Source organism: Streptomyces sp. NBC_01198 (assembly GCF_036010485.1).
In the GTDB taxonomy this organism is placed as follows: Bacteria; Actinomycetota; Actinomycetes; order Streptomycetales; family Streptomycetaceae; genus Actinacidiphila.
The window spans coordinates 2,996,046-3,021,856 of record NZ_CP108568.1; the positions used below are offsets into that span (position 1 = coordinate 2,996,046).

A 25,811-nucleotide genomic window follows, 5' to 3' on the forward strand; every position below is an offset into this window, starting at 1 on the left:
CGGTACAGCGCGGGCCGGAGCCCGGCGCCGTACCGGGACAGGCCGGGACCAAACGGACCCGGACCGTGACCGAGGCCCGGCGGGGCTGCCGCAGCATCCCCCCGCCGGGCCTCGCAGGCCGTACCGCCTCACCCGGTCAGGGGGTGGAGCTCACCTTGATCTGGCCCGAGACGATCTTCTGCTTGGCCGCGTCGATCTGCGACTGGATGCCGGCGATGAAGCCGCCCGAGGTCGCCAGCGACACACCGTTGTTGGCGAGGTCGTAGGAGTTGGTGCCGACCTTCGGCTTGTTGTCCTTCTTCACCGAGTTGATCAGGTCGTAGACCGCCACGTCGACGTTCTTGATCGCCGAGGTGAGGATGCTGTTCTTGTACTTCGCCAGCGCCGGGTCCTGGAACTGGTCGGAGTCGACACCTATCGCCCAGGCGCCGGACTTGCCCGCGACCTTCTGGATCGAGCCGTCACCGGACAGGCCGGCGGCGGTGTAGATGACGTCGGTGCCCTTGTCGAGCATGCCTTGGGCCTTGGCCGCGGCCGACGTCGCGTCGTTGAAGCCGCGCGGGTCGGTCTTGTACAGGTACTCGCGGGTCACCTGGACGCTGGACTTGGTGTCCTTGACGCCCTGCGCGAAGCCGGCGTCGAAGGTGCCTATCAGGGTGTTCTGCACACCGCCGATGAAGCCGACCTTGCCGGTCTTGGTCTTCAGCGCGGCGGCGACACCGGCCAGGTAGGAGCTCTGCTCGGTGGCGAAGACCATGCTGTCGACGTTCGGGGCGTCGACGACCGAGTCGACCAGGCCGAAGGTGACGTTCGGGTACTTCTTGGCCACCGTGGTCACCGACGGGCCGTAGGTGTAGCCGACCGCGACGACGGGGTTGTAGCCGGCCGCCGCGAGCGAGTCCAGCCGCTGCACGCGGTCCGACTCGGTCTCGCCGTTGCTGGCGGTAAGCTCCTTGGAGTCGAGCTTGAGCTCGCCGTCGGCCTTGTCCAGGCCGCGGGCGGCGGAGTCGTTGAACGAGTGGTCGCCGCGGCCGCCGACGTCGTACGCGATACCGACGCCCTTGGTCTTGCCGCCGCCACCGGACGAGCTGCTGCTCGCGCTGCCGCTGCCGCCCGTCGAGCCGCTGTCCGACGTGGTGCTGCTGCCGCACGCGGTCGCGGTCAGCGCGAGAGCCGCGGACACCACACCCGCGGCAGCGATCTTGGATACCCGGCGCAAGAGGGTCCCCTTCGGTTCGAAGCGCCCCGTCCGGCGCTGGCTAAGCGGGAGCTTAACGCGCGTAGATGTCAGGTAAAGACCGTATGAAGGCCTGTTATCGGATCGACGCATTTCCGTCAGGTGAAACCCGCGTAGCCGAGGACTCACCCGGTGTCAGACCAGCAGCGCAACCCCGGTGAAGAGCTCCACACCGACCGCGATCGCGCCCTCGTCGGCGTCGAAGTCGCCCTGGTGCAGATCACGCTTGGTCGTATCGCCCACCGGCCGCACACCGAGCCGGGCGAGCGCGCCGGGCACCTGCTCCAGATACCAGGAGAAGTCCTCGCCGCCGAGGCTCTGCTCGGTGTCCTCCACCGCGTGCAGGCCGTGCCTGGCCGACATCGCGTCCCGCAGCAGCTCGGTCGACACCGCCTCGTTCACCACCGGCGGCACCCCGCGCTGGTAGGTGATCTCGCACTTGGCGCGGTACATCGCCGCCACCTGGTCGATCACCTCGTGCACCAGGTCGGGCGCCTCGTGCCAGGCCGCCAGGTCCAGGCAGCGGACGGTGCCCTCGAGCTCGGCGTGCTGCGGGATGACGTTCGCCGCGTGGCCCGCCTCGATCCGGCCCCACACCACGCTCAGACCCGAGCGCGGGTCGGCGCGGCGGGTCAGCACGACCGGCAGTTCGGTGGCCAGCTTGGCGGTGGCCATCACCAGGTCGGTGGTCAGATGCGGGCGGGCGCTGTGGCCGCCGGGACCGTCCAGGGTGAGCAGCAGCTTGTCGGCCGCCGAGGTGATCGGGCCCTGCCGCAGGCCGATCCTGCCGACCTCGACCTTCGGGTCGCAGTGGACGGCGAAGATACGTTCCACCCCGTCGAGCACGCCGGCCTTCACCGCGTCGAGCGCGCCGCCCGGCATGACCTCCTCGGCCGCCTGGAAGACCAGCCGCACCGGCCGGGGCAGCCGGCCCTGGGCCGCCAGGTCCGCGAGCACCAGGCCCGCGCCCAGCACGACGGAGGTGTGCACGTCGTGCCCGCAGGCGTGCGCGCGTCCCTCGACGGTCGAGCGGTACTCCACGTTCTTGGTGTCCGGCACCGGCAGCGCGTCGATGTCGGCCCGCAGCGCGAGGCGCCCGCGCACCGGGTCGTCCGGCCCGATGTCGCACATCAGACCGGTCCCGCCGGGCAGCACCACCGGGCTCAGCCCGGCCAGCTCCAGCCGGGCCCTGATCTTCTCGGTGGTCCTGAACTCCTGTCGGCTCAACTCCGGGTGCCGGTGCAGGTCGCGGCGGAACGCGATGAGTTCGTTGCGCAGTTCTTCGGACAGCGCACCGGACGGCGCTGTGGGTGAGTGGTTCACCCCAGTCAGGGTAGGCCCCATGACCGGCTCCTCTGGGCTGATCGGACAAAAATAAGTGCGGCACGAGGAGAAGAAGTCGCCTGATCGGCGCATACCCGGTCATCCTCAGGGGTATGCCCACCCTTTTGGGGCTCGGGCATGCACACACCCATACTCGCTCAACGAGCAGCCACCCGCGAGGCAACGCGACCGGGGTGCGACCGGTGCCTCACGCGACTGCTGATCCAAACCTACGCCTCCGGTGTGACGAGGACGTGAAGCACGCGGAGCCGCGCGATCACGGGGCCTCACGGGGCCGGCGGGATCGGCACGCCGAGGACTGGGCCGGCAGCCGGCCTAGGGACCCAGAAGGCGGGTGTAGAGGTCGAGGAGGGGGGCGGACTCGGTCTGCCAGGACCATTCGCGCAGGACGTCCACCCGGTCGTACGCCTTGCGGTAGCGGCGCGGATTGGTCAGCACCGCGCCGACCGCGCGCACGAAGTCGGCGGTGTCGCCGGCGCGGAAGACCTCGCCGTTGCCCAGTTCCAGCGTCGCCGCGGCCATCGCGCGGACATCGCTGACCACAACGGGCAGCCGGGCGTGCGCGTACTCGAAATACCGGGTGGCCAGTACCGACTGGTGGTGCGGGAGCTTGTGCACCGGCAGCACGCCGATGTCGGCCGAGGCCAGGAAGGCGGGGATCTCCGCGACCGGGACGTACGGCAGCACGTGCAGCCGGGCGTGCACGCCGAGCTCGGCGGCACGCCGGCGCAGCGGGGCCAGGTCGGGGTGGGCCGGATCGGGGACCAGGAAGGCCGCGTGCAGGTCGTAGAGCTTGGGCAGCGCCTCGATCACGGTGGCAGGACCGCGGTCGGGCGTGACCGGCCCCGCGTGCACCAGCAGTGGCACGTCGGGCGCCAGCCGGCACCGGTCGCGTACGCCCCGCGGGTGCGGGGTCGCCGCCGTGGCCAGCGGCGGCGCGTTGCGCACCACCGCGGGGGTCGCCGCCAGCCGGTGCCTGGCCCGCAGCTCGCGGGCCAGGCCCTCGCCGACGGTGACGACGCCGTCCGCCTCGCGGGCGAACGACCGCTCGTGCGCCTCGCCCGCGACGGTGGCCCTGCGGGTCGGGGCCGGGGTGCGCGGCGGCACGTCCCACACCACCTCGATCCGGTGCCCGCCGCCCTCCGCGCGCAGGGCGGCCCTGATCGCCACGCCCAGGGCGCGGTGGCCCAGCGCGTGGATCAGGTGCGGGCGCACCTCGTCAAGCACCGGGCCGTAGGCGACCTCCTCGTCGAGCAGGCCCGGGTCGAGCCGGCGCCAGGCCCGGCGGCCGAGCAGCAGGCGGGTGACGTCGGTCATCAGGTTGTCGAGCCGCGCGTCGGGGCTGCGCCGGCGGCGTACCGCGGCCTGATACTGCGCCGCCCGCACCCGGGTCCAGCCCGCCCGCAGCCCGTAGCGCAGCCAGGCCAGCGTGTGGCCGCACCTGGCGAGCGCCAGCAGCGGCAACGGGCGGTGCACCAGGTGCAGTTCTGCCGCCCGGGTCACCAGCAGCGCGCGGGCGGCGGTGAGCCGGACCGTACGGTGGTCGTGCGCGCCGGCGCTGCGGTAGGCCAGCGGCCAGCGCAGGCCCGGGCGCGGGCGCCGCACCCGGTGGTTGCCCAGCACGCCCTGGACGACGACCCGGCGCACGTCGACGCCGTCCGCCGCCACGGTCGCCGGCCCCTGACCCACCAGGGTCACGCGGTAGCCCGCCGCGCGTGCGGCCGCCGCCACCCTCAGGGCACGGGAGTCACCGTCGACGGCGCCACTGGTGACGACGGCGACGATCCGCTCCGCGGGTGCGGAGGGGTCCGGGTCCGCACCGGGGGCCCGGTCCTGGGCCCCCGCCCATGGGTGCGCGGCCTCGATGCCGCGTAAAGATCCCGCCATCCCGGCAGTCAATCCTAGGGAGATGATCATTGGGTTACGCCCGGTTGGACGCCAGGCGAACTGGCCGTCAGCCGGACAACGGCCAACCGGCCGCGCTGTGTTCACCTGCGGCCCGGTGGGGGCTGGGCGCGCAGTTCCCCGCGCCCCTCACAAACGGGCACCCTCTGTGCAGAGGGCAAGCCGTCAGGGGCGCGGGGAACTGCGCGACAAGCCACGACGGCGGGGAAGGCGAAGAGCCACCGCAAGTGGCACCCCCTCAGGTCCGGGGAGGCGCCGCGCGCTCAGACGGTTCGGGTGGCCGCCGGAGGCAGGTTGTGGAGGTCGCGGGCCGAGTGGGTGATGCCTGCGAGGAAGGTCTGGGCGCGGGGGGCGGCGCCCGCTGTCAGCCAGGTGGGGTCGATGTCCACGACGGTGAGTTCGACGCCCGTACCGTCGAGCACGAGCGGCAGCGTGTGGACGACCGTCGAGGGGAAGGAGAGCACCCGGCGGCCGGTGGGCCCGCGGCGGGCGACGAGTTCGAGCGGCAGGTCGGGCCGCACGATCTCCAGCCCGGTCTCGGCCGCCAACCGGTGCAGCTTGTCCGGCGCTTCCTTCCGGTGCGCGAAATACCGCTTGGCCCCGTAGCGCCTGGCCAGTTCGGTGACCACCGTCAGATAGTGCCCGGGGTCCACGACGCCGGTCTCGACCAGCGACGTCCCGATCAGGTCGGTGCCCTCGAGCACCTTCGGCGGGCCGAAGCGGCTGCGGGTCCACGCGAAGCGGTTGGTGCGCAGCGCCATCCCGGCCGGCGGCGTCGCGGGCATGGCGCTGAAGAGCTCGACCTGCCGCCGCCGGCCGGGAGTCAGCCGCCGCCTGGCCGCCGTGGCGAAGACCCCGAAGGCGGTGTCCACCGGCGAGCGCCGCCGCCCGCTGCGGTGCCACCGCACCAACCGCCCGCCGCTGGACAGGATTTCGGTGAACTCCATGGTGGCGGTGCCGTCGTCCACCACCGTCAGCCGCCTGGCCCGGCACAGCGGCAGCAGCACCTGCACCAGGCGGGAGAACGGGTCGCCGATGACCAGGAGTTCGACCCGCATGAGCAGCGGGGCGAGCGCTACGGCCGTACGCAGCAGCCCGCCGCGGCCGCCGCGGGCCTCGTACCAGCGGACGACCGCGCCCTCGTCGCGGGCGAGTTCGGCCATCCGCCGCAGCTGGCCGCGGCTGGTCGGGTCGGCGGGCGAGAGCACCACGACGGTCAGCGGCAGCGCGGCGGGCTCCCGTACGGCAGCGGCGGCGCGGGCGCTGCCGTCACGGGCGGCGGGGATCGCGGGCGGATGTATGTGCGCCCATTCCAGGACGTTGAGCAGCTGAACGGGTGACTCGACCAGCGCTACGGCCCCGGTGCCCGGTTGGGGCGTCGGGAGGCTGCCGGAGGCGTGGGTGTCGGCCATCGACTCGTTCCTTGTCCTCGCTCGTGGTGGTCCTGGGGTTCCCGGCGGTCTCCACCGCCCGTGCCGTGCCGGTGCGTCAGACCGAGGCGGTCTGCGAACCGGCCTCGGCGGCCTCCGACTCGGCGACCACACCGGCGACCCGGCGCAGCTTCTTCATCGGGCCGAGCTCGCCGTCGTAGACCTTCTTGACGCCGTCGCCGAGCGAGGTCTCGATGATGCGGATGTCGCGGACCAGCCGCTCCAGGCCCTGCGACTCGACCGAAGCGGCCTGGTCGGAGCCCCACATGGCGCGGTCCAGGGTGATGTGCCGCTCGACGAAGACCGCGCCGAGCGCGACGGCGGCCAGCGTGGTCTGCAGGCCGACCTCGTGGCCGGAGTAGCCGACCGGCACGTTCGGGTACTCGTTCTGCAGCGTGTTGATCATCCGCAGGTTGAGCTCGTCGTGCTTGGCCGGGTAGGTCGACGTGGCGTGGCAGAGCACGATGTTGTCGCTGCCGAGCACCTCCACGGCGTGCCGGATCTGCCGGGGGGTCGACATGCCGGTGGACAGGATCACCGTGCGGCCGGTGGCACGCAGCGCGCGCAGCAGGTCGTCGTCGGTCAGGCAGGCGGACGCCACCTTGTGCGCGGGCACGTCGAACTTCTCCAGGAAGGCGACGGACTCCACGTCCCACGGCGACGCGAACCAGTCGATGCCGCGCTTGCGGCAGTACTCGTCGATGGAGCGGTAGCCGTTCTCGTCGAACTCGACGCGGTGCCGGTAGTCGATGTAGGTCATCCGGCCCCACGGGGTGTCCCGCTCGATCTCCCACTGGTCGCGCGGGGTGCAGATCTCCGGGGTGCGCTTCTGGAACTTGACCGCGTCGCAGCCCGCGGCGACGGCCGCGTCGATCAGGGCGAACGCGTTCTCCAGGTCGCCGTTGTGGTTGATGCCGATCTCGCCGGTGACGTACACGGGCTGGCCGTTGCCGATGTGGCGGGAGCCGACCGGGCGGAGATTGGAGGGGAGGGAAGCGAGAGGAGAGGTCACGGGGGAGTTCCTAACGGTGTTCGGGACTGACGGGGGGAGGTGGCCGGGTCAGCGGGCCAGAGTGGGGCCGAGCAGCCATGCGGCGATCTCGCGGATCGCTCCGTGGCCGCCCTCGACCGTGGTGATCGCGCGGGCCGCGGCCCGTACGACGTCATGGGCCCCCGCGACGGCGACGGGCCAGCCGACCAGGCCGAAGCACGGCAGGTCGTTGACGTCGTTGCCGGCGTAGAGCACCCGCTCGGGCGCGATGCCGTTCTCCTCGCACCACTGCTTGAGCGCGAGGTCCTTGCGGTCGATGCCGTGCAGTACGGGGACGTCGAGCTTCCTCGCGCGCGCGGCGACGACCGGGTTGGTCTCGGTGGACAGGATGAGGACGGGAAGTCCCGCACGGCGCAGCGCCGCGATCCCGAGCCCGTCACCGCGGTGCACGGTCACGGCCTCATGTCCGTCCGAATCGATCAGCACCCGGTCGTCGGTCTGGGTGCCGTCGAAGTCCAGTACGACCGCGTCGACGTCGTCGCGGGTCGGGGTGGCCGCCGTCGGGTCGAGCAACGGGGCCAGGGTGCGGGCGCGCTGGAGGTCGGCGGGCTCGTCGATCTCCAGCACCTTCGCGGGGTCGGTGCGGACCAGGGCGGTCCGGCCGAAGAAGCGGTGGCCCGCGGCGCGGAATCCGGCGGCGCGCATGGCGTACGCGGCGCCGGTCTCCAGCAGGTCCTGCGGGCGGTCCTGGCGGCGCGGCCGGGTGGCCTTGTCGTGGTTGACCCCGTAGGCCGAGTCGCCCTCGGCGAAGTCGTCGGCCAGGTCCTCGGCCGCCTCGCGCCAGAGGAAGCCGTGGAAGGGGGCGACAGTGTGGGCGGTGTCGGCGCCGCCGTCCAGGACCGCGGCCACCACCCCGTCTATCTCCTCGGCGGTGATGAACGGGCTGGTGCACTGCACCAGCAGCACCACGTCGGTGGCCGCGCCGGCCGTCGTCTCGTGCGCGTCCATCGCGTGCAGCACGGCGGCCTCGCTGGTCGCGGTGTCACCTGCGATGGCGACCGGGCGCAGCACGACCTCGGCGCCCGCGGTCCTGGCGACCTCGGCGATCGAGGGGTCGTCGGTGGACACGACGACGGCGCTGACCCGCCGGGACCGCACGCACGCGCGGACCGCCCGCGCGACCAGCGGCACGCCGCCGATCGGGGCGAGGTTCTTGCCGGGTACGCCCTTGGATCCGCCGCGTGCGGGAATCACCGCCAGGACGGTGGCGCCGGCCTGGTCTGCTGCGGTGGCCGCCGGCGGGCGGGACGTCTGGCTCATCGGGTGACTCCTGTCATGACGTGCGGCTCCCCTGCGACAGGGGGTGTCGGATCGGGGCAGCCCCCGCCGGAGGAGGAAGCGCGGAACCGGGCGGGCCGGGCGCCGGCCGGGGCGCGGAATCGGGTCACAGCTGCCCCCAGCGGCGGATCGTCGGGGCGACGCGCTGCACGCCCTGCCGATAGGCCGTCCTCGCGGAGTTGCGGACGAACTCGCGGACCGCCTGGCGGACCGGGCCGGCCTCGCGCGGGGCGAAGCCGTCGATCGGGTCGGCCTGCGGGGTCAGGCCGTGGCGGGCCAGCACCCCGGGGAGGTAACCGGGGGCGGTGCGCAGCGTGTAGTAAGGGGACAGCGCCGGCAGCTCCGCCTCGTCGAGCAGCGCCGAGACGCGCCCGCGCAGGGCGGCGAAGGGGGCACTGCCCGCGACGCCGTGGGCCGCCGTCCACTCCGGGTCGGCCTTGGGCACATGGCAGTCGTCGAGCTCGTCCCACGAGGCGTAGCAGCCCGAGCCCAGGAAGTGGTGGTTGCCCAGCGACTCGCGGATGCCCAGGTCGGTGAGGACCGCGGTCGGGATGCCGCGGTGCAGCGATTCGAGCGCCGCGGTGGAGCTGACCGTCACCAGCAGGTCGGTGCGGTCCAGGACCTCGGCCATGTTGCCGTAGACAAGGCGCAGGTTGGCCGGCGGGTCGAGGGTGGCGACCAGCTTCTGGTAGGGCTGCTCCTCGATGTGGGTGGTGTGCTCACCGGGCTTGCTGCGGAGTTTGACCAGCACCTCGCGCGACGGGTGCAGCCGGGCGTGGCCGACGGCCCGCCGCAGCAGGTGCAGGCGGTCCGCGCGGCTGTCAGGCACCGAGGGCTGCACGGCGAAGGTGACGGTGAAGGGCCGGCTGTCGTCGGCCCGGTAGGGCTCGCCGCCCAGGAACGGCAGGGCGGTCTCCACGATGCTGCCGGTGCGGTAGCCGACACCGTCGTAGACGTCCCTGAACCGCCGTGCGTCGTCAGCGCTGTTGGCCAGCACGACGTCCGCACCGGCGCGCAGCAGCAGCCCGTCGGCGAGCTTCTCGTAGACCACGCCGACGTATCCGGTGACGACGACCGGGCGGCGGGTGCGGCCCTCCCAGGCACGGGACAGGCCGTGCAGCAGCGCCTGGACGGTGCCGCCGACGCAGGAGATGACCAGCACGTCGCAGGTGCCCGCGTGCGTCTGCGCCAGGATCTCCGCCGCGGTGGCCTCGACCATGGAGTCGGCGGGGATGCCGAGTTCGGCGAGCTGCCGCGGGGTGGGTGTGGCCCGGCCGCGGAGCAGCCGGGCGTCGAGACGGGCATCGGGGTCGATTCGGCGCGCGGTCAGCGCACCCCATTTCCACCGGGTGTCCGAGTCGGCGATCACAGTGACCCGCAAGGGGCCGGGCGTACGTTCAGGCACCCCCCGACACTAGGAAGCAGGCGGGTGGAATGCGCTAATCGGAGGACAACAACAGGTAAACAGAATGCCGCTACTTCGCGAGTACGCCCGCGTATTGACGACAACACCCGCTGGCCATTTTCCGTTTACCCAAACGTTCCCCGCCCGCCCATCATGCCGCGATGCGAGACCCTAGGATTCGGCGGGTGGTCAAGCTCTCCGTCATCGTGCCCTTTTTCAATGTGCAGCCTTTCGTGCCTGACGCGCTGCACAGCCTCCGGGCCAACGCCCGCCCGGACTACGAGTTCCTGCTGATGGACGACGGGTCGACCGACCGGACGCCGCAGCTGCTGGAAGAAGGGGTACGTACGCTCCCCGGAGCGCGCATCATCCGCCGGGAGCACACCGGGGTCTCCGCGCTGCGCAACGCGGGCATCGACGAGTCCCGCGGCCGCTACGTGAACTTCATGGACGGCGACGACTGGCTCGCGCCCGGCTATCTGCCGCAACTGGTCGCCGCGATGGACGAGCTGGACGTGGACTTCGTCCGTACCGACCACCTCAAGTGCACGGGAAGCACCCGCAACATCATGCGCGCCCCGCACGGCCGCAGGAACGCGGTGCTCGACCCGCGCGACACCGTGCTGCCGGCCGACCGGCCCGCGCTGGTCGACTACGCCTACTGCTGGGCCGGCGCCTTCCACCGCCGCATCGTCGACAAGGGCATCGTGCACTTCCCGACCGACCTGCGCACCGCGGAGGACCGGCCGTGGACCTGGCAGCTGCACCTGGGCGCCGAGAGCTGCGCGGTGGTGAACCTGATCGGGGTGCACTACCGGCGCGGGGTCACCACCTCGCTCACCCAGATCAACGACGAGCGCCAGCTGGACTTCGTCCGGGCCTCGGAGCGGATCTTCTCCATGCTGGCCGGCGACAAGGACGGCGAGCGCTTCCTGCCCAAGGCCGTACGCCAGTTCTGCGCGCTGATCGTCTTCCACCTCGACCAGATCGACCGGTTCGAGCCGGCGATGGCCCGCCGGCTGAAGGCGGCCTGCGCCGCCGCGCTCGGCCGACTGCCGTCCGACGTGCTGGCCGGGGTGCTCGACTCGATGGACCTGGAGCGCAGTTCGAAGATCCGCCGGCTGCGCTGGCGCTTCGCCGGCCGGTCGGAGGGCGCGGAGCCGGAGATCGACACGCGGGACAACGCCGGCACTCCCGGTGCGGTGGTCGCGTGATGGCCGGCGCCCGTACGCACACCCAGCTGCTGCTCGCCTCCACTCTCTACGGCGCCGCCACCCTCGCCGCCGCGATCGACGCGGGCGCGCTGCCGCCCGCCGACCGCCGCGTCCTGGTGGTCAGCAACAACTCCTCGGTGCCGGAGACCGCGGAACGCCTCGACCAGGCACCGGGCTTCCGCGCGCTGCGCGGGCGCTTCGACCGGGTGGTGTCCTGGAACGACGCCATCTCCCCGCTGCATCCAAGCGGTTGGTCGCCGGGCACCGACGACATCCCGCTGTGGGAACGCTACTTCCGGATGCTCTGGGAGCTCGGGGACGACGACCTCGACCTGGTCGTGGAGTCCCTGCAGGTCGCGCCCGCCCTGTCGTTCGCGCAGATCTTCCTCGGCGCCCCGATCACGGTCTACGCCGACGGCCTGATGTCGTACGGCCCGACGCGCAACAAGCTCGGCCTGCTGGTCGACACCAGGATCGACAAGCTGCTGCACCTGGACCTCGTCCCCGGCCTCGAACCCCTGCTGCTCACCGAGTTCGGGGTGCCCTCGCAGGTGGTGCCGGGCGCCGAGTTCACCAAGGTGCTCTCCGAGGTCGCCGAGGCGGCCGGCGACGCGGGCGGCGACGACCTGGACGGCGTACCGCAGAACGCCGCCCTGCTGCTCGGGCAGTACCTGTCGGCGCTGGGCATACTCAGCGCCGACGAGGAGGAGCAGCTGCACCTGTCGATGGTCCGCGGCGCCGTCGCGCTGGGCCACCAGAAGATCGTCTTCAAGCCGCACCCGACCGCGCCCGCCCACTGGACCGAGCCCCTCAGGGACGAAGCCGAGCGGCTGGGCGCCGAGTTGACGGTGCTGAACACCCCGGTGCTCGCCGAGGTGGTCTACCAGAAGTCGCGTCCCGCGCTGGTGGCCGGCTGCTTCTCCACCGCGCTGCTCACCGCGTCGGTGCTGTACGGCATCCCGGTGGCGCGTACCGGCACCCGGCTGCTGCTCGACCGGCTGGCGCCGTACCAGAACAGCAACCGGATACCGGTCACGATCGTGCACGCGACGCTGCCCGACCTGGCCGACGCGGCCGCGGTACGCGCCTGGTCGCCGCCGTCGCCGGAGAAGGTGGCGGCCGAACTGACGCCGCTGCTGCACACCGTCGGCTACTGCATGCAGTCCCAGGCCCACCCGCGGCTGCGGGACGAGGCCGTGGCCTGGCTCGGCACGAACCTGACCGCCGAGACCTGGCCGTACTTCAAGCGGCGGCGGCTGACGTCGCTGGGGCTGCCGGGCGCCCTCCCGGCCCGGCTCGCGTTCGTCCCGCGCAACCGCACCGTCCGCCGGGTCGCCCGTCGCGCCCGCGCCCTGAAGAAAGCTGCACTCGGATGAGTCTGCAAGTCCCCGACTCGGCCGGCCAGGCCACGGACTCGCTCCCGCGGCCGGGTGAGGAGTCAGGACCGGGCGCGGGCCCGCAGCCCGAGCCGCTGCCGCGGCCGTCGGCCGAACCGCCGGCCAAGGTCCGCCCGCGCGGCCGGCTGCGCGCCCTGGACGGGCTGCGCCTGGTGGCCGCGCTGATGGTGGCCTTCTACCACTACGCCGGGCAGGACGGCATAGTCGCCGGCTCCTGGGGGCGTACGCCCCGCGACATCTGGCCGCAGGCGTCGTCGATGTTCAACTACGGGTGCCTCGGCGTCGAGTTGTTCTTCGTCATCAGCGGCTTCGTGATCTGCATGAGCGGCTGGGGCCGCACCGTCAAGGACTTCACGATCTCCCGCATCACCCGGCTCTACCCGGCCTACTGGGCCGCGCTGATCATCTCCACCGTGGTCTACGTCCTGGCCGACTACCAGCGGATCCCCAACACCGACCTGCTGGTGAACTTCTCCATGTTCCAGATGCCGCTGGGCGCCCACCGGGTGCTCGGGGTGTGCTGGACGCTGTGGGCCGAGATGCGCTTCTACATCCTCTTCGCACTGGTCGTCGTGTGGCCGGGGGCGTCCAGGAAGCGGGTGCTGCTCTTCTGCGGCCTGTGGATGCTCGCCGCGGTCTACGCGGACTCCTCCAGCGCGTCGTCCTTCATCAAGGTCGCGCTGATGCCGGAGTACGCGCCCTACTTCATCGGCGGCATGGGCCTCTACCTGATCTACCGCTTCGGGCACGACGCGGTGTCCTGGGGCGTGGTGATCGCCGCGTTCCTGATCGGCCAGCGCTACGCGGTCGCCGCCAACACGGTCGGCAGGCACGTGCACGTCTTCCACCACCGCACCCCGATGGGGGTGACCCTGGTGGTCTTCCTGTCCTTCGTCGCGGTGGCCGCGGTCACGCTGGTGCCGCGGATCGCCGCGGTCAACTGGCGCTGGCTGACCACCGCGGGCATCCTGACGTACCCCTTCTACCTGATCCACGAGCACGTCGGCTGGGTCACCATCGACCAGTTCGTGCACCACACCAGCCTGCCGGACAACGTCATCCTGCCGCTGACCATCCTGGTGATGCTCGGTGTGGCGTGGCTGGTGCACCTGTCGGTGGAGCGCACGCTGGCGCCGCGGCTCAAGCGGGTCCTCAACCGCTCGCTCACCGCGGCCGCGGCGACCGCCGAGAGCGGCGTCCGGCACTGACCCGGGCCGGGTCACCGGGGTGACGCCCCGGTGGCCCGCCCGCGGGCGCGCCGTCAGAAAGCGTCGGTCGGCACGTAGGTGCCCCACACCTCGCGCAGCGCGTTGCACACCTCGCCCACCGTGGCGCGCGCCCTGAGCGCGTCCCGCATCGGGTAGAGCACGTTCTCGCTGCCCGCGGCGGCCTTCTGCAGTTCCCCGAGCGCCGCGTCGACCGCCGCCTGGTCGCGGGCCGCCCGCAGCCTGCCCAGCCTGGCCGCCTGCTGCGCCTCGATCGCCGGGTCCACCCGCAGCGGCTCGTACGGCTCCTCCTCGTCGAGCTTGAAGCGGTTGACGCCGACCACCACCCGCTCGCCCGCGTCGGTCTCCAGGGCGATGCGGTACGCGTTCCGCTCGATCTCGCCCTTCTGGAAGCCGTGCTCGATGGCCGCGACCGCGCCGCCGAGCTCCTCGACCTTGGTCATCAGCGCCACCGCGGCCGCCTCGACGTCGTCGGTCAGCTTCTCCACCACGTAGCTGCCCGCGAAAGGGTCCACGGTGGCGGTGACGTCGGTCTCGTAGGCCAGCACCTGCTGGGTGCGCAGGGCGAGCCTGGCCGACTTGTCGGTGGGCAGCGCGATGGCCTCGTCGAAGGAGTTGGTGTGCAGCGACTGGGTGCCGCCGAGCACCGCGGCCAGCCCCTGGACGGCGACGCGTACCAGATTGACCTCGGGCTGCTGCGCGGTGAGCTGCACCCCGGCGGTCTGCGTGTGGAAGCGCAGCATCAGCGACTTGGGATTGCGCGCGCCGAACTCCTCGCGCATCACCCGGGCCCAGATCCGCCGGGCCGCCCGGAATTTCGCGACCTCCTCAAGGATCGTGGTGCGCGAGACGAAGAAGAACGACAGCCGCGGTGCGAAGTCGTCCACGTCCATCCCGGCGGCGACCGCCGTACGGACGTATTCGATGCCGTCGGCCAGCGTGAAGGCGATCTCCTGCGCGGGCGAGGCGCCGGCCTCTGCCATGTGGTAGCCGGAGATCGAAATCGTGTTCCACTTCGGGATCTCGGCCTTGCAGTACGCGAAGATGTCCGCGATCAGCCGCAGCGACGGCTTGGGCGGGAAGATGTACGTCCCCCGCGCGATGTACTCCTTGAGCACGTCGTTCTGGATGGTGCCGGTCAGCCGGTCGGCCGACACGCCCTGCTCCTCACCGACGAGCTGGTACAGCAGCAGCAGGAGGGCGGCGGGCGCGTTGATCGTCATCGAGGTGGACACCTTGTCCAGCGGGATGCCGTCGAAGAGCACCAGCATGTCGTCGATCGAGTCGATGGCGACCCCGACCTTGCCCACCTCGCCGTGCGCGATGGCGGCGTCCGAGTCGTGACCCATCTGGGTGGGCAGGTCGAAGGCGACCGACAGGCCCATCGTGCCGTTGGCGATCAGCTGCTTGTAGCGCGCGTTGGACTCCGAGGCGGTGCCGAAACCGGCGTACTGCCGCATCGTCCAGGGCCGCCCGGTGTACATCGACGGATACACCCCGCGGGTGAACGGATAACCGCCGGGCTCCCCCAGCTTCTGCGCCGGGTCGAAGCCCTCCAGTGCCTCCGGGCCGTAGACCGGCTCGATCGGCAGGCCGCTTTCCGACTCGCGCGTCATGCTTCAGGCCTCCGCAGTGCTGGTGGGTGGGGTCGAGGGGGCTCCCCGCCACGGACTGTAGCGGCGGGCGTGCACGCGGTGCAGCGCCACGAGCTGGGACCTTCCTCACAGTCGGACACCGTCCCCGGGTCTCTACCAAGGGTGCCGCAACCGCGCGGGCCGGAAACGTGTCTACCGCTGCACAAGAACCGACTCAGGGGGAAACGAGAGCGATGTCCACAAGCAGGAACAGGAGCAGACGGCGGGTCCCGGTGGTGGTGGCGGCGGCCGGCGCGGCGCTCGCCATGGCGGTGCTCGCCGCGTGCGGCCCGCAGGACACCGGGGCCGACCACAAGCCGCCGGCGACCACCTCGGCGGGCCCGACCACACCGGCCACCGGAGACGCGGACCCGACCACCGTGCCGCCGACGACCGCACCGGCCGGCACCCCGTCCGCGACCACGACCACCCCGTCGGCGGACCCGACGACCAAGGCCCCGGCCAAGCCGCCGGTCGAGCAGGCCGTGATGAAGGTGGGCGCCAGCAGCTCGCAGGTACGCGAGCTGCAGGCCAGGCTCGGCCAGCTGCACCTGTTCTCGCGCACCCCGACGGGCTACTACGGCACCGTCACCCAGCACGCGGTCAGCGACTTCCAGGAGCGGCACGCGCTGAGCTCGACCGGCAGCGTCAGCAAGGCCACCTGGTCCAAGCTGCGGTCACTGACCCACCAGCCCACCCACAAGGAGCTCTACCCGCCGGTCCCGGCCAAGCCGGCCGGCAAGCTGGACGCGCGCTGCATGACCGGCCGCACGCTGTGCATCAGCAAGACAAGCCGCACGCTGTCATGGGTGGTGAACGGCAAGGTGCAGGCCACCATGGACGTCCGCTTCGGGTCGCAGTACACCCCGACCCGTGAGGGCCTCTTCCACGTGAACTCCAAGAGCCGCGACCACGTCTCGACGATCTACCACACGTCCATGCCCTACGCGATGTTCTTCAGCGGCGGCCAGGCCGTGCACTACTCGTCCGACTTCGCCGCCCGCGGTTACGCCGGGGCGTCGCACGGCTGCGTCAACGTACGTGACAAGGCCGCGATCACGAAGCTCTTCGACGAGGTGCGGGTCGGCGACAAGGTCGTCGTCTACTGGTGACCGGCCGACCGGCTGACCGGGCGTCACGGCCGGGGTCACCGGCCCGGGCCGTCGGCCGGGGTCAGCAGCGCCGGGAGGAGCGCGACCGGGCAGGGGGAAATGCGCCCGGTCGCGCTCCGTGCTACCCGAACCCGATACGGGGAGAACCGGGGCCAGGGGGGCCGATGACCAGTCGGCCTTACTCCCTACAGCGCACGGACCGTCAGAAGTGTCACCTGCCGCGCGCATGTGACGGAGGCCGCCGCCCGGGGCGGGTGTGGCGCCGGGCGGCGTCGCCCCGCCCCTCGTCCGCCGTCACCGGCTGCGGCCTCCCCGACCGCGCCGACCTGCCCTGCCTCAGCGGCTTCCCCTGCCCGGACAGGGCGCCGCTGCCACCGTCGCCGCTGCTCCCGGATCGCGTGGGCCGCGGCGCCTCCCTACCCCGCGGGCCGGGGTGGCGGTGCGGGCAGGTGGCGTGCTGCGCCCGGTGGCAGGAGTGGCGGTGGCCAGGTCCGCGGCCGCTCGCGTGTTTACTTCCGTGGCGGCCCTGGCCGCCCTCTCCGTGCCGGCGCTCGTCGGCGCCGCTGTGCGCCGGGGGCGCCGCGGGGCCGAGGCCGCGCAGGCCGGGGCCCGCGGTCCAGGGCCCGGCCGTGCTGCTGTCGGGCGAGACCGCCGCGGGCGGCCTGGTGCCGGCCGGCGCGGTCCCCGCGCCCTCGCCCGGCGTGAACGACCGGGCGACCGCGGCCATCCCCACCGCCACTCCGCCGAGCGCCAGCGCCGACACGACGGCCGCGGCCATCATCCGGGGCCTGCGTGCCGCGAAGGCGCTGCGCAGGGCGGCCAGCGGGCCGCCACGGCGGCCGGCGCCGCCGGCCGCGCGGGCGGCGGCCCGGCCGGCGGCGGCCTTGCGGAAGGCGGCCAGGGCCGCGGCCTCGCGGGCCTGGTCGAGCGGTGCGTGGCCGTCGCGAGCCGCGGCGAGCAGCCGGACCAGCCGGTCGGCGGGCACGGTCGGCGGCGTCCCGGACCAGCCGTCAGCGGAGAGCAGCAGTTCCGCGGTACGGGCGTCGGGCCAGGTCCCGCCGCGACGCGCCGGGGAGTGCCGGGGCGGGCGGGGGTACCGGGCCGGGTGGGGCGGGTCCGTGGATGCGCTGTGGCGTCGCTTGTAGTCGCTCATCCCACTTCCTCACAGCGCCTTGGACGCGGAAAACGTCACATCCGCGTGCGGCCGGTCCGCGGGCCGCTGCTCGGGTACCGAGCCGGGACCGTCGGCGTACTGCCGCCGGCCGCCGGGCTCGCCCCGGTCCCCGTGCTCCGCCCGGTCTCCCCGGTCGCCGCGGTCGGTGCCGGCCGCGGGGGCGCCGAGGTCCCCGAGGTCGTCGCCGAAGTCGCGGTGCCCGCCCGGATCCCCGGGGTCCCCGTGGTCGTACTCCAGGATCTCGGCCAGCCGCCGCAGCCCGCGGTGCGTGGCCATTCTCACTGATCCGGCGCGCTTTCCCAGCACTCGTGCCGCACTGGTCGAATCGAGCCCCATCACCACCCGCAGCAGCACCGCCTCGGCCTGCTCGCGCGGCAGTGCCGCGATGGCGGCCAGCGCCCGGTCGGTGGCCACCGCGTCCAGCGCCTCCCCCGCGGTGTCGGCCCGGTCGGGCAGGTGGACCAGGTCGTCCACACCGCCGCCAGGTACCGGCCGCCGGCTGCGCGCCCTGATGTGGTCGAGCGCGCGGTTGCGGGCGATCCTGGCCGCCCAGCCGCGTATCGACCCGCTGCCGGTGCGGTAGTTGGGCAGGTCGCGGGCTATCTGCAGCCATGCCTCGGACGCCACGTCCTCGGCGTCCACCGGCCCGACCAGGCTGCGGACGTAGTTCAGCAACTGCGGCTGGACAGCACGGTAAACGGTACGGAACGCGGTGTCATCACCCCGCTGGGCCGCGCTGACCGCGGCCTCCAGGGATTCGTGCAGTTCCACGTCGGGCCCCACCCCCTCGAACACACGGCCAATCCTGCCTCATGCGCGGCTGTGACACTTTTGGTCTGGGATACGCAGTACAAGTCGGCGGCCGGGGACGCTCCTGTGGGGGGAGGCGGCCCCCGGCCGTCGTCACTTTCCCGTGTGCCCCGCCGTGGGGCGTTCCGCCGGGTGGGCGGCCCGCCGTCGCGGCCGCCGCCCGGACGGGCCCGCGGCGCCTGCCGGGACGCCGGGCCTGCCGGCGCTGAGCGCCACCGGGAGCAGCCGGTCAACCCCGCGCCGGGGACGGCTCCATACGGGTGAAGTTCGCACACCTGCATGCCCTGTTCGAACCGGCTCCCCCTACAGTGGAGTTCTCCCCCGCCGAATCCGCCGTACGGGGTCACCGTACGGCCGTCCCCCCACGACCCTGGAGCTCCGCTGCAGTCCAGTGACACCGCGTCGGACGCCCCGCCGTCCCCGCTGACGCGGCTCAACCAGGCGCCGCCCGCCGCCGCCGAGGCGGCACTGCTGGCCTGCTGCGGCAGCCACCGGTGGGCGCGGCGGATGGCCGCGCACCGCCCGTATCCGACCGTCGAGACGCTGCTCGCGGCGGCGGACGAGGCCGCGTACGACCTGACGCCCGGCGATCTCGCCGAGGCGCTGGCCGACGAGGCCACCACGGCGCTGACCGACCGCGGCGGCCTGACCGTGCACACCGCGCTGCGCGCCGCCCACGCGCACTACGAGGCGAAGTTCGGCCACGCCTTCATCCTCGCCCTCGACACCGCCGCCGACCCGGCCGCCGCCCTCGACCAGACGCTGGCCAGCCTGCGGGTACGCCTCGGCCACGACGAGGACGAGGAGCGGGTGGTCACCGCGGAGCAGCTGCGCAGGATCTGCCGGACGCGGCTGATCCGGCTGGCCGGCGGTGACGGCCCGGGCGGAGCCGGCGGGACGGAGGGCGGCCCGGGCGGAAGCGGACGTTCCACCGGCCACGGCAGGCCCGCGGACCTGCCCGAGCACGTATTCGAGGCCGCAGGTTCACCCGACCGTGCGGGATCGATCACACCTGGCCTACCCCGTGGTACGCAGCCCGTATCGCGTCGCTACGATGGCCGGGGCCGGTGGACCGTACCCGGCCGGGCGTGACCGACACCCCTAGCCGGCACCCCTCGCCCCGCTCCCGGAGGGTATTTTCCGTGCCGGCTGGAACGCTTTACCGCGGCCGGGAAGGCATGTGGTCGTGGGTGGCTCATCGAGTCACCGGTGTCCTCATCTTCTTCTTCCTGTTCGTCCATGTCCTCGACACCGCCCTGGTGCGCGTCTCCCCCGAGGACTACGACAAGGTCGTCGCCACCTACAAGACCCCGGTCGTCAGCCTGCTGGAGTACGGCCTGGTCGCCGCGGTCCTCTTCCACGCGCTGAACGGCCTGCGGATCATCGCCGTGGACTACTGGACCCAGGGCCCCCGCTACCAGAAGCAGATGCTCTGGACCGTGGTGGGCGTGTGGATCCTGCTGATGCTCGGCGCGATCTACCCGGTTCTCAACCACGCCGCCCGCGTACTGTTCGGGAGCTGAACGACACATGTCCACTTCGACCGACACCACCGACGCCGTCGAGCTGACCGGCTCCAGCGTCCCCCTGTACAGTCCGGAGAACCCGGCCCCGGTCATCGAACCGCCGCGGGCGCGCACCAAGCGCACCCCGCGCAGCACCCGCACCAACTTCGAGATGTACGGCTGGCTGTTCATGCGGCTGTCCGGTGTGGTGCTCGTCGTGCTGGTGATCGGCCACCTGCTGATCCAGCTGGTGCTGGACGGCGGTGTGCAGAAGGTCGGTTTCGCCTTCGTCGCCGGCCGCTGGGCGTCGCCGTTCTGGCAGTACTGGGACCTGGCCATGCTGTGGCTGGCGATGCTGCACGGTGGCAACGGTCTGCGGACCGTCATCAACGACTACGCCGAGCAGGCCAACACCCGCGTCTGGCTCAAGACGCTGCTGTTCACCGCAGTGGCGTTCACCATCGTGCTCGGCTCGCTGGTGATCTTCACCTTCGACCCGAACATCCGCTAAGCCAGGGCTGGACAGGGAAAGCGACCCCATGCAGATCCACAAGTACGACACCGTCATCGTCGGCGCGGGCGGCGCCGGTATGCGCGCCGCCATCGAGGCCACCAAGCGCAGCCGCACCGCCGTCCTGACCAAGCTCTACCCGACCCGCTCCCACACCGGCGCCGCCCAGGGCGGCATGGCCGCCGCCCTCGCGAACGTCGAGGAGGACAACTGGGAGTGGCACACCTTCGACACGATCAAGGGCGGCGACTACCTGGTCGACCAGGACGCCGCCGAGATCCTGGCGAAGGAGGCCATCGACGCGGTCCTCGACCTGGAGAAGATGGGCCTGCCGTTCAACCGGACGCCCGAGGGCCGGATCGACCAGCGCCGTTTCGGCGGCCACACCCGCAACCACGGCGAGGCCGCGGTCCGCCGGGCGTGTTACGCCGCCGACCGCACCGGTCACATGATCCTCCAGACGCTTTATCAGAACTGCGTCAAGGAGGGTGTGGAGTTCTTCAACGAGTTCTACGTCCTCGACCAGCTGCTGACCGAGGTCGACGGGGTGCAGCGGTCCGCCGGCGTGGTGGCGTACGAGCTGGCCACCGGCGAGATCCACGTCTTCCAGGCCAAGTCGGTGATCTACGCCTCCGGCGGCACCGGCAAGTTCTTCAAGGTGACCTCCAACGCGCACACCCTCACCGGTGACGGCCAGGCCGCCGTCTACCGGCGCGGGCTGCCGCTTGAGGACATGGAGTTCTTCCAGTTCCACCCGACGGGCATCTGGCGGATGGGCATCCTGCTGACGGAGGGCGCCCGCGGTGAGGGCGGCATCCTCCGCAACAAGGACGGCGAGCGCTTCATGGAGAAGTACGCCCCCGTCATGAAGGACCTGGCCTCGCGCGACGTCGTCTCCCGGGCGATCTACACCGAGATCCGCGAGGGCCGCGGCTGCGGTCCCGAGGGCGACCACGTCTACCTCGACCTGACCCACCTGCCGCCCGAGCAGCTGGACGCCAAGCTGCCGGACATCACCGAGTTCGCCCGCACCTACCTGGGCATCGAGCCGTACACCGACCCGATCCCGATCCAGCCCACCGCGCACTACGCCATGGGCGGCATCCCCACCAACGTCCAGGGCGAGGTGCTGCGCGACAACACCACCGTCGTGCCCGGCCTGTACGCGGCCGGCGAGGTCGCCTGCGTGTCCGTGCACGGCGCGAACCGGCTCGGCACCAACTCGCTGCTCGACATCAACGTCTTCGGCCGCCGCTCCGGTATCGCCGCCGCCGAGTACGCGCACGCCAACGACTTCGCACCGCTGCCCGAGGACCCGGCGTCGCTCGTCGTGGCCCAGGTCGAGCGGCTGCGCTCGGCCACCGGCAACGAGCGGGTCTCCGAGATCCGGCGCGAGCTGCAGGAGTGCATGGACGCCAACGTGATGGTCTTCCGCACCGAGCAGACCATCAAGACGGCCGTCGAGAAGATCGGCGAGCTGCGCGAGCGCTACCTCAGCGTCTCCATCCAGGACAAGGGCAAGCGGTTCAACACCGATCTGCTGGAGGCCGTCGAGCTGGGCAACCTGCTCGACCTCGCCGAGGTCATGGCCGTCTCCGCGCTGGCCCGCAAGGAGTCCCGCGGCGGCCACTACCGCGAGGACTACCCCAACCGGGACGACGTCAACTTCATGCGGCACACCATGGCCTACCGCGAGCTGGACGACGCCACCGGCGCCGAGTCGATCCGCCTGGACTACAAGCCGGTCGTGCAGACCCGCTACCAGCCGATGGAGCGTAAGTACTGATGAGCACCCCGAATACTCCGACGCTGGACAAGCACTCGGCGGCACTGGACGCCGCCGAGGTCGCCGCGGGCCACCTGGTCACGGTCACGCTGCGGGTCCGCCGCTTCAACCCCGAGGTCTCGGCGGACGCCGAGTGGGTCGACTACCAGCTGCCGATGGACCCCAAGGAGCGCGTCCTGGACGCCCTCCACAAGATCAAGTGGGAGATCGACGGCACCCTGACCTTCCGCCGCTCCTGCGCCCACGGCGTCTGCGGCTCCGACGCGGTCCGCATCAACGGCCGCAACCGCCTGGCCTGCAAGACCCTGATCAAGGACATCAACCCCGAGAAGCCCATCACGGTCGAGCCCATCAAGGGCCTCACCGTGCTCAAGGACCTCGTGGTCGACATGGACCCCTTCTTCCAGGCCTACCGCGACGTGATGCCCTTCCTCATCACCAAGGGGAACGAGCCCACCCGCGAACGCCTCCAGTCCGCCGAGGACCGCGAGCGCTTCGACGACACCACCAAGTGCATCCTGTGCGCCGCCTGCACCTCCTCCTGCCCGGTCTACTGGAACGACGGCCAGTACTTCGGCCCGGCGGCCATCGTCAACGCGCACCGCTTCATCTTCGACTCGCGCGACGAGGGCGGCGAGCAGCGCCTGGAGATCCTCAACGACAAGGACGGCGTCTGGCGCTGCCGCACCACCTTCAACTGCACGGACGCCTGTCCGCGCGGCATCGAGGTGACGAAGGCGATCCAGGAGGTGAAGCGGGCGCTCATCACGCGCCGCTTCTGATCCTCCCGCCTGCGCCGGACTCCGCCCGGCGCAGGCCGTTCTGCGCCGAAGGCCCGCTCCCTCACCCACCGAGGGGGCGGGCCTTCGCCGTGCGGCGGGGGCGCGGGGCTGGGGCGCCGGGACGTCAGAGCTGGCTCAGGATCGTGCGGTCGGTGATCTCCTTGTCGCGGGACAGCAGCAGCGCCTTGCTCAAGATGAGCCCAAGGGTGCGGTCGCCCTCGAACGGCAGGTAGCCGTCGTAGGGGGCGGCGGGCGCGGCCTTCGGGACGACGCACAGGTAGCGGTCGTGCGGCGCTATCAGGATGTTCCCCGAGCCGAGATGGATCTTGTACGTGTGCAGGTCGCCGCGCACCTCAAGGAAGCGGCCCTCGACGCTGCACCGGTCGGCCATCGCCAGCCGGGGAACGAGCCGGCTGAGCAGGTCGCGGCGTCCCTGGGCGGTCAGGGTGAGGTCGCCGAAGCCGTAGGACTCCCAGTATTCGCGGTAGCGCCCCCCGGGGCCGCCGTCCTGCCAGGTCGGATCGTTCCCGACGCTGGCGACGCCGACGAAGAGGTCGACGTCGCGCAGGACTTCACTGAGGACCAGCGCGGGGACCTCGCCGAGTGGCAGGCCCTCCGGCGGTGTGCCCCCTGCCGGGTGGCGGTAGCCGCCGCCGCCCGCGTGGGCGTGGCTGACCGCTTCCTCCAGCGGGTAGAAGCGGACCTGGTCGGTGGCCAGATGGCGATGGCTCCCCGACTCGGTGATCTCGTCGCCCACGGCCTCCACCCAGAACTCGGCCCGCAGCCCCCACTGCGGCAGCTCCCGCATCGCCGGCGGGTAGCTGTCGTCCACGGCGAGCCGCAGCACGCTGGTCCAGCCGCGGACCGCCGCCAGCGACTGGAACTGGTGCTGGCGCAGGAAGTGCGCGGCGAAACGGTTGGAGTACGTGCCGGTGGCGCGCTCGGCGTCGGTGAGCAGGTAGACCTCGCGGTGGGCCTGCTTGAACGGCTGGGTGATCCCGTGCCGTTCCAGCCAGTCGCGCCACGCGACCACCTCGGCGGGCTCCCGGTCCACCGGGTGCCACAGCTCGACGGTGGACCCCTCGGTCACGGGCGCGTCGGCGAGCGTGCGCAACTCCCCGTCGGCGTAGCCGCACGCCCGCCCGTCGACCGTCCAGAGCAGGCGGCGGGCCAGGGTGCCGACCAGCGGGTGGTCGAGGCAGCGCTCGCGCCAGGCCGGGTAGGTCCATCGGCGGCGGGCCAGGAACTGCCGGTCGAGGCGCTCGGCCTGGGCGGCGAGCATCCGGTCGATGTCCTTCGCGGCGAGCCGGAGCGCGGCCACCTCCTCCAGGTGGTCGCGCTTGACGGCGGCCGGGACTCCCCTGACCTCCTTGCCCGCCGCGTTGCGCCAGCTCAGCACGGCCTTTCCGGCGCGCACCGCCAGCTCGCCGTGGTCGTGCCGCAGCAGGCCGACCTCCGTCAGGCCGTAGGCGGGCACCGCCAGCTCCTCGACCTCCTCCCGGCTCAGGCCGAGGGCGGCGGCCCGTGCCTCCAGGGCCGCGTCGAGCTGCTTGCGGGTGCCGCGGAAGGTCACCCGGGAGGCCAGCCGGGCGATCTCGCCGAGCGCCGCTTCGCCCTCGCAGCGGGCCAGCGCGCCCACTCCGGCGTTGGCGAGCTTCGGATTGCGCGGGCCGAGGCCCGGGACCTTGCGCAGCGCGGTGTCCACCAGCCCGCCCAGCGCCCGCGCGATGCCGGGATCCGGCGGCAGCAGGGCCGCCAGCCACGCCAGACCGCGCAGCGCGTTGGCGTTGAAGGGGTCGAACAGCGCGTCAGGATCCGGGCCGTGGTCGCGGCGGGCGAACAGCACGGTCCTCGGCCGCCCGGCAAGCGCCAGCCAGTGCACCGCCTTGTCCCGTACGGTGGCCGGTCCGAGCCGGTCGATCAGCGCCCGCGCGTCCTTCTCCCAGCGGGCCGACGGCCGGGCGGCGGTCGCGGCGACGGCAAGCCGCAGCAGCTGGGGCCAGGGGTCGCCGAGGACGACGGCGGTCGCCAGCGCGTCGTCCGACCATGCCTCACCGGGATTCAGCGGCGGGTCGGCGAGCTTCTTCACGACCGTGAGCAGCGCCGGCCGGCGGGAGTGGACCATCGCCATCCTGCGCAGGGTGCCCACGGCGGCGGGCGGCGGGGTGCGTCCCGCGGCGATCTCCGCCTCGACCAGCTGGTCCAGCCATCCGTCGTACCAGGGCGCGAAGTCCCCGCCGAGCTCGGCGAGCCATCCCGAGCGCTCGTCGGCGAGCGGGTCGGTGCCGGGGCCGCGACGGGCGCAGCTCGCCACCACGAGCAGTCCGTACCGGGGGCCGGCGTCGCCGCCCTGCACCTGCGTCACGGCCCGGTAGCGCTCGGCCAGCCGGGCCACCAGCCGGGCGCGCTGGTCCGGCGTCAGATCGTCGACGACCGCGATCACCTTCGGACCGTAGGACCCGTTCACGAGGAGCGGCTGGACGAAGACGTCGGCCAGCCGGTCGGCCAGCGCCTCGATGTCGTCGGCCGCGGCCAGCCGCCGGACCGCCACCACGTGCTCCCCCGCGGTGGCCATCAGCCACCCACCAGCGGGACGAGCTTGAGGAAGACCACCTCGGTGCCGGCCGGCAGGTCGACCTGGTCGTCCAGCTCCTCGACCTGGCGGTCGGCGACCAGCAGCAGGAAGCCGTTGCGGCCGAAGGCGTCCAGCGCCAGCTCACACTGCCGCTCGGCGTCGAGACGGCGCGGGGCGCGCAGGCGGTAGCCGTTGAGGGTGCGCTCGGCGTCGGTCGGCTGGACGAGGCCGTTGAAGACCTCGGGCTGCCGCGCGTTGTACTCCGCGACCTCCTGGCGGACCCGGCGCCTTATCAACTCGCGGGCGCTGAGCCGCTCTTCCGTGACGTCCAGCCCCCAGGAGCCGCGCGTCTCCCCTGATGTCGTCTCGTCGACGAAGGTCACCATTCCCATGACCGCGAGCGTAGGGCGGACCACTGACAGTCGCCCCGGCGAC

21 protein-coding genes are annotated in these 25,811 nt (G+C 72.3%); 10 read left to right on the forward strand and 11 right to left on the reverse strand.

What is annotated here, in order from left to right:
• Positions 1-136: 136 nt before the first annotated feature.
• The 7 genes from OG702_RS13295 to OG702_RS13325 form a co-directional block, all read right to left on the reverse strand.
• Complete coding sequence (locus OG702_RS13295; RefSeq protein ID WP_327289090.1) at positions 137-1,219, reverse strand: BMP family lipoprotein; 1,083 nt, start codon at positions 1,217-1,219, stop codon at positions 137-139.
• Between the two features lie 153 nt (positions 1,220-1,372).
• Positions 1,373-2,581 (reverse strand): amidohydrolase, encoded by a 1,209-nt coding sequence (locus OG702_RS13300; protein WP_327289091.1) that lies wholly within the window; start codon positions 2,579-2,581, stop codon positions 1,373-1,375.
• 315 nt (positions 2,582-2,896) lie between these two features.
• The gene (locus OG702_RS13305) at positions 2,897-4,468 is read right to left on the reverse strand and encodes a glycosyltransferase (RefSeq protein ID WP_327289092.1); all 1,572 of its coding nucleotides are present in this window, start codon (positions 4,466-4,468) and stop codon (positions 2,897-2,899) included.
• 281 nt (positions 4,469-4,749) lie between these two features.
• Positions 4,750-5,898, reverse strand: a complete 1,149-nt coding sequence (locus tag OG702_RS13310; protein ID WP_327289093.1) for a hypothetical protein — start codon at positions 5,896-5,898, stop codon at positions 4,750-4,752.
• A 76-nt stretch (positions 5,899-5,974) separates the two neighbouring features.
• A complete protein-coding gene (locus OG702_RS13315) occupies positions 5,975-6,928 on the reverse strand; it encodes an N-acetylneuraminate synthase family protein (protein ID WP_327289094.1) in 954 nt (317 codons plus the stop codon).
• 48 nt (positions 6,929-6,976) lie between these two features.
• On the reverse strand, positions 6,977-8,227 hold the full coding sequence (locus OG702_RS13320; RefSeq protein ID WP_327289095.1) for an acylneuraminate cytidylyltransferase: 1,251 nt from the start codon (positions 8,225-8,227) through the stop codon (positions 6,977-6,979).
• Positions 8,228-8,351: 124 nt separating this feature from the next.
• The gene (locus tag OG702_RS13325; protein ID WP_327289096.1) at positions 8,352-9,650 is read right to left on the reverse strand and encodes a DUF6716 putative glycosyltransferase; all 1,299 of its coding nucleotides are present in this window, start codon (positions 9,648-9,650) and stop codon (positions 8,352-8,354) included.
• Positions 9,651-9,835: 185 nt separating this feature from the next.
• Here OG702_RS13325 and OG702_RS13330 point away from each other — a divergent pair, with 185 nt between their 5' ends.
• From OG702_RS13330 to OG702_RS13340, 3 genes are read left to right on the forward strand one after another with little or no spacing between them, the layout of a single operon-like run.
• A complete protein-coding gene (locus OG702_RS13330; protein WP_327289097.1) occupies positions 9,836-10,864 on the forward strand; it encodes a glycosyltransferase family 2 protein in 1,029 nt (342 codons plus the stop codon).
• Positions 10,864-12,240: a polysialyltransferase family glycosyltransferase gene (locus OG702_RS13335; protein WP_327289098.1), complete on the forward strand. Its 1,377-nt coding sequence runs from the start codon at positions 10,864-10,866 to the stop codon at positions 12,238-12,240. Before OG702_RS13330 ends, OG702_RS13335 begins: the two co-directional genes overlap by 1 nt.
• Positions 12,237-13,469 carry an acyltransferase family protein gene (locus tag OG702_RS13340; protein ID WP_327289099.1) on the forward strand — a complete coding sequence of 411 codons (1,233 nt, stop codon included), beginning with the start codon at positions 12,237-12,239 and terminating at the stop codon, positions 13,467-13,469. The genes OG702_RS13335 and OG702_RS13340 overlap by 4 nt, the downstream gene beginning before the upstream one ends.
• 53 nt (positions 13,470-13,522) lie before the next feature.
• On the opposite strand, the gene OG702_RS13345 is transcribed toward OG702_RS13340, so the two are convergent.
• Complete coding sequence (locus OG702_RS13345; protein WP_327289100.1) at positions 13,523-15,103, reverse strand: acyl-CoA mutase large subunit family protein; 1,581 nt, start codon at positions 15,101-15,103, stop codon at positions 13,523-13,525.
• A gap of 212 nt (positions 15,104-15,315) precedes the next feature.
• Between OG702_RS13345 and OG702_RS13350 the strand changes: the two genes are divergently transcribed.
• Both OG702_RS13350 and OG702_RS13355 read left to right on the forward strand, forming a co-directional pair.
• Positions 15,316-16,233 (forward strand): L,D-transpeptidase family protein, encoded by a 918-nt coding sequence (locus OG702_RS13350; RefSeq protein WP_327289101.1) that lies wholly within the window; start codon positions 15,316-15,318, stop codon positions 16,231-16,233.
• Positions 16,234-16,862: 629 nt separating this feature from the next.
• Positions 16,863-17,378: a hypothetical protein gene (locus OG702_RS13355; protein WP_327289102.1), complete on the forward strand. Its 516-nt coding sequence runs from the start codon at positions 16,863-16,865 to the stop codon at positions 17,376-17,378.
• Between the two features lie 17 nt (positions 17,379-17,395).
• Here OG702_RS13355 and OG702_RS13360 read toward each other — a convergent pair whose 3' ends face one another.
• Complete coding sequence (locus tag OG702_RS13360) at positions 17,396-18,202, reverse strand: RNA polymerase sigma factor (RefSeq protein WP_327289103.1); 807 nt, start codon at positions 18,200-18,202, stop codon at positions 17,396-17,398.
• 294 nt (positions 18,203-18,496) lie between these two features.
• Here OG702_RS13360 and OG702_RS13365 point away from each other — a divergent pair, with 294 nt between their 5' ends.
• Genes OG702_RS13365 through OG702_RS13385 form a run of 5 tightly spaced genes read left to right on the forward strand, consistent with a single transcriptional unit; the run spans position 18,497 to position 22,801 of the window.
• Positions 18,497-19,309: a 2-oxo-4-hydroxy-4-carboxy-5-ureidoimidazoline decarboxylase gene (locus OG702_RS13365; RefSeq protein WP_327289104.1), complete on the forward strand. Its 813-nt coding sequence runs from the start codon at positions 18,497-18,499 to the stop codon at positions 19,307-19,309.
• Positions 19,310-19,359: 50 nt separating this feature from the next.
• Positions 19,360-19,740, forward strand: coding sequence for a succinate dehydrogenase, cytochrome b556 subunit (gene sdhC, locus OG702_RS13370; RefSeq protein ID WP_327289105.1), 381 nt, complete (start codon positions 19,360-19,362; stop codon positions 19,738-19,740).
• A 7-nt stretch (positions 19,741-19,747) separates the two neighbouring features.
• Positions 19,748-20,233, forward strand: a complete 486-nt coding sequence (locus OG702_RS13375) for a succinate dehydrogenase hydrophobic membrane anchor subunit (RefSeq protein ID WP_327289106.1) — start codon at positions 19,748-19,750, stop codon at positions 20,231-20,233.
• Positions 20,234-20,261: 28 nt separating this feature from the next.
• Entirely contained in the window at positions 20,262-22,019 is a 1,758-nt protein-coding gene (sdhA, locus tag OG702_RS13380; protein WP_327289107.1) for a succinate dehydrogenase flavoprotein subunit, read from the forward strand.
• A complete protein-coding gene (locus OG702_RS13385) occupies positions 22,019-22,801 on the forward strand; it encodes a succinate dehydrogenase iron-sulfur subunit (protein ID WP_327289108.1) in 783 nt (260 codons plus the stop codon). Before sdhA ends, OG702_RS13385 begins: the two co-directional genes overlap by 1 nt.
• 124 nt (positions 22,802-22,925) lie before the next feature.
• Here OG702_RS13385 and OG702_RS13390 read toward each other — a convergent pair whose 3' ends face one another.
• Positions 22,926-25,376 carry a DUF4132 domain-containing protein gene (locus OG702_RS13390; protein WP_327289109.1) on the reverse strand — a complete coding sequence of 817 codons (2,451 nt, stop codon included), beginning with the start codon at positions 25,374-25,376 and terminating at the stop codon, positions 22,926-22,928.
• Positions 25,376-25,768, reverse strand: a complete 393-nt coding sequence (locus tag OG702_RS13395) for a hypothetical protein (RefSeq protein WP_327289110.1) — start codon at positions 25,766-25,768, stop codon at positions 25,376-25,378. Before OG702_RS13395 ends, OG702_RS13390 begins: the two co-directional genes overlap by 1 nt.
• Positions 25,769-25,811: the final 43 nt, after the last annotated feature.

Excerpts from the sequence above, each read along its gene's own strand:
- OG702_RS13300 (WP_327289091.1), bottom strand. The coding sequence starts at position 2,581 with ATGGGGCCTACCCTGACTGGGGTGAACCACTCACCCACAGCGCCGTCC.
- OG702_RS13305 (WP_327289092.1), bottom strand. The coding sequence starts at position 4,468 with ATGGCGGGATCTTTACGCGGCATCGAGGCCGCGCACCCATGGGCGGGG.
- OG702_RS13310 (WP_327289093.1), bottom strand. The coding sequence starts at position 5,898 with ATGGCCGACACCCACGCCTCCGGCAGCCTCCCGACGCCCCAACCGGGC.
- OG702_RS13320 (WP_327289095.1), bottom strand. The coding sequence starts at position 8,227 with ATGAGCCAGACGTCCCGCCCGCCGGCGGCCACCGCAGCAGACCAGGCC.
- OG702_RS13335 (WP_327289098.1), top strand. The coding sequence starts at position 10,864 with ATGGCCGGCGCCCGTACGCACACCCAGCTGCTGCTCGCCTCCACTCTC.
- OG702_RS13340 (WP_327289099.1), top strand. The coding sequence starts at position 12,237 with ATGAGTCTGCAAGTCCCCGACTCGGCCGGCCAGGCCACGGACTCGCTC.
- OG702_RS13345 (WP_327289100.1), bottom strand. The coding sequence starts at position 15,103 with ATGACGCGCGAGTCGGAAAGCGGCCTGCCGATCGAGCCGGTCTACGGC.
- OG702_RS13350 (WP_327289101.1), top strand. The coding sequence starts at position 15,316 with ATGTCCACAAGCAGGAACAGGAGCAGACGGCGGGTCCCGGTGGTGGTG.
- OG702_RS13365 (WP_327289104.1), top strand. The coding sequence starts at position 18,497 with ATGCCCTGTTCGAACCGGCTCCCCCTACAGTGGAGTTCTCCCCCGCCG.
- OG702_RS13375 (WP_327289106.1), top strand. The coding sequence starts at position 19,748 with ATGTCCACTTCGACCGACACCACCGACGCCGTCGAGCTGACCGGCTCC.
- sdhA (WP_327289107.1), top strand. The coding sequence starts at position 20,262 with ATGCAGATCCACAAGTACGACACCGTCATCGTCGGCGCGGGCGGCGCC.
- OG702_RS13385 (WP_327289108.1), top strand. The coding sequence starts at position 22,019 with ATGAGCACCCCGAATACTCCGACGCTGGACAAGCACTCGGCGGCACTG.
- OG702_RS13390 (WP_327289109.1), bottom strand. The coding sequence starts at position 25,376 with ATGGCCACCGCGGGGGAGCACGTGGTGGCGGTCCGGCGGCTGGCCGCG.
- OG702_RS13395 (WP_327289110.1), bottom strand. The coding sequence starts at position 25,768 with ATGGGAATGGTGACCTTCGTCGACGAGACGACATCAGGGGAGACGCGC.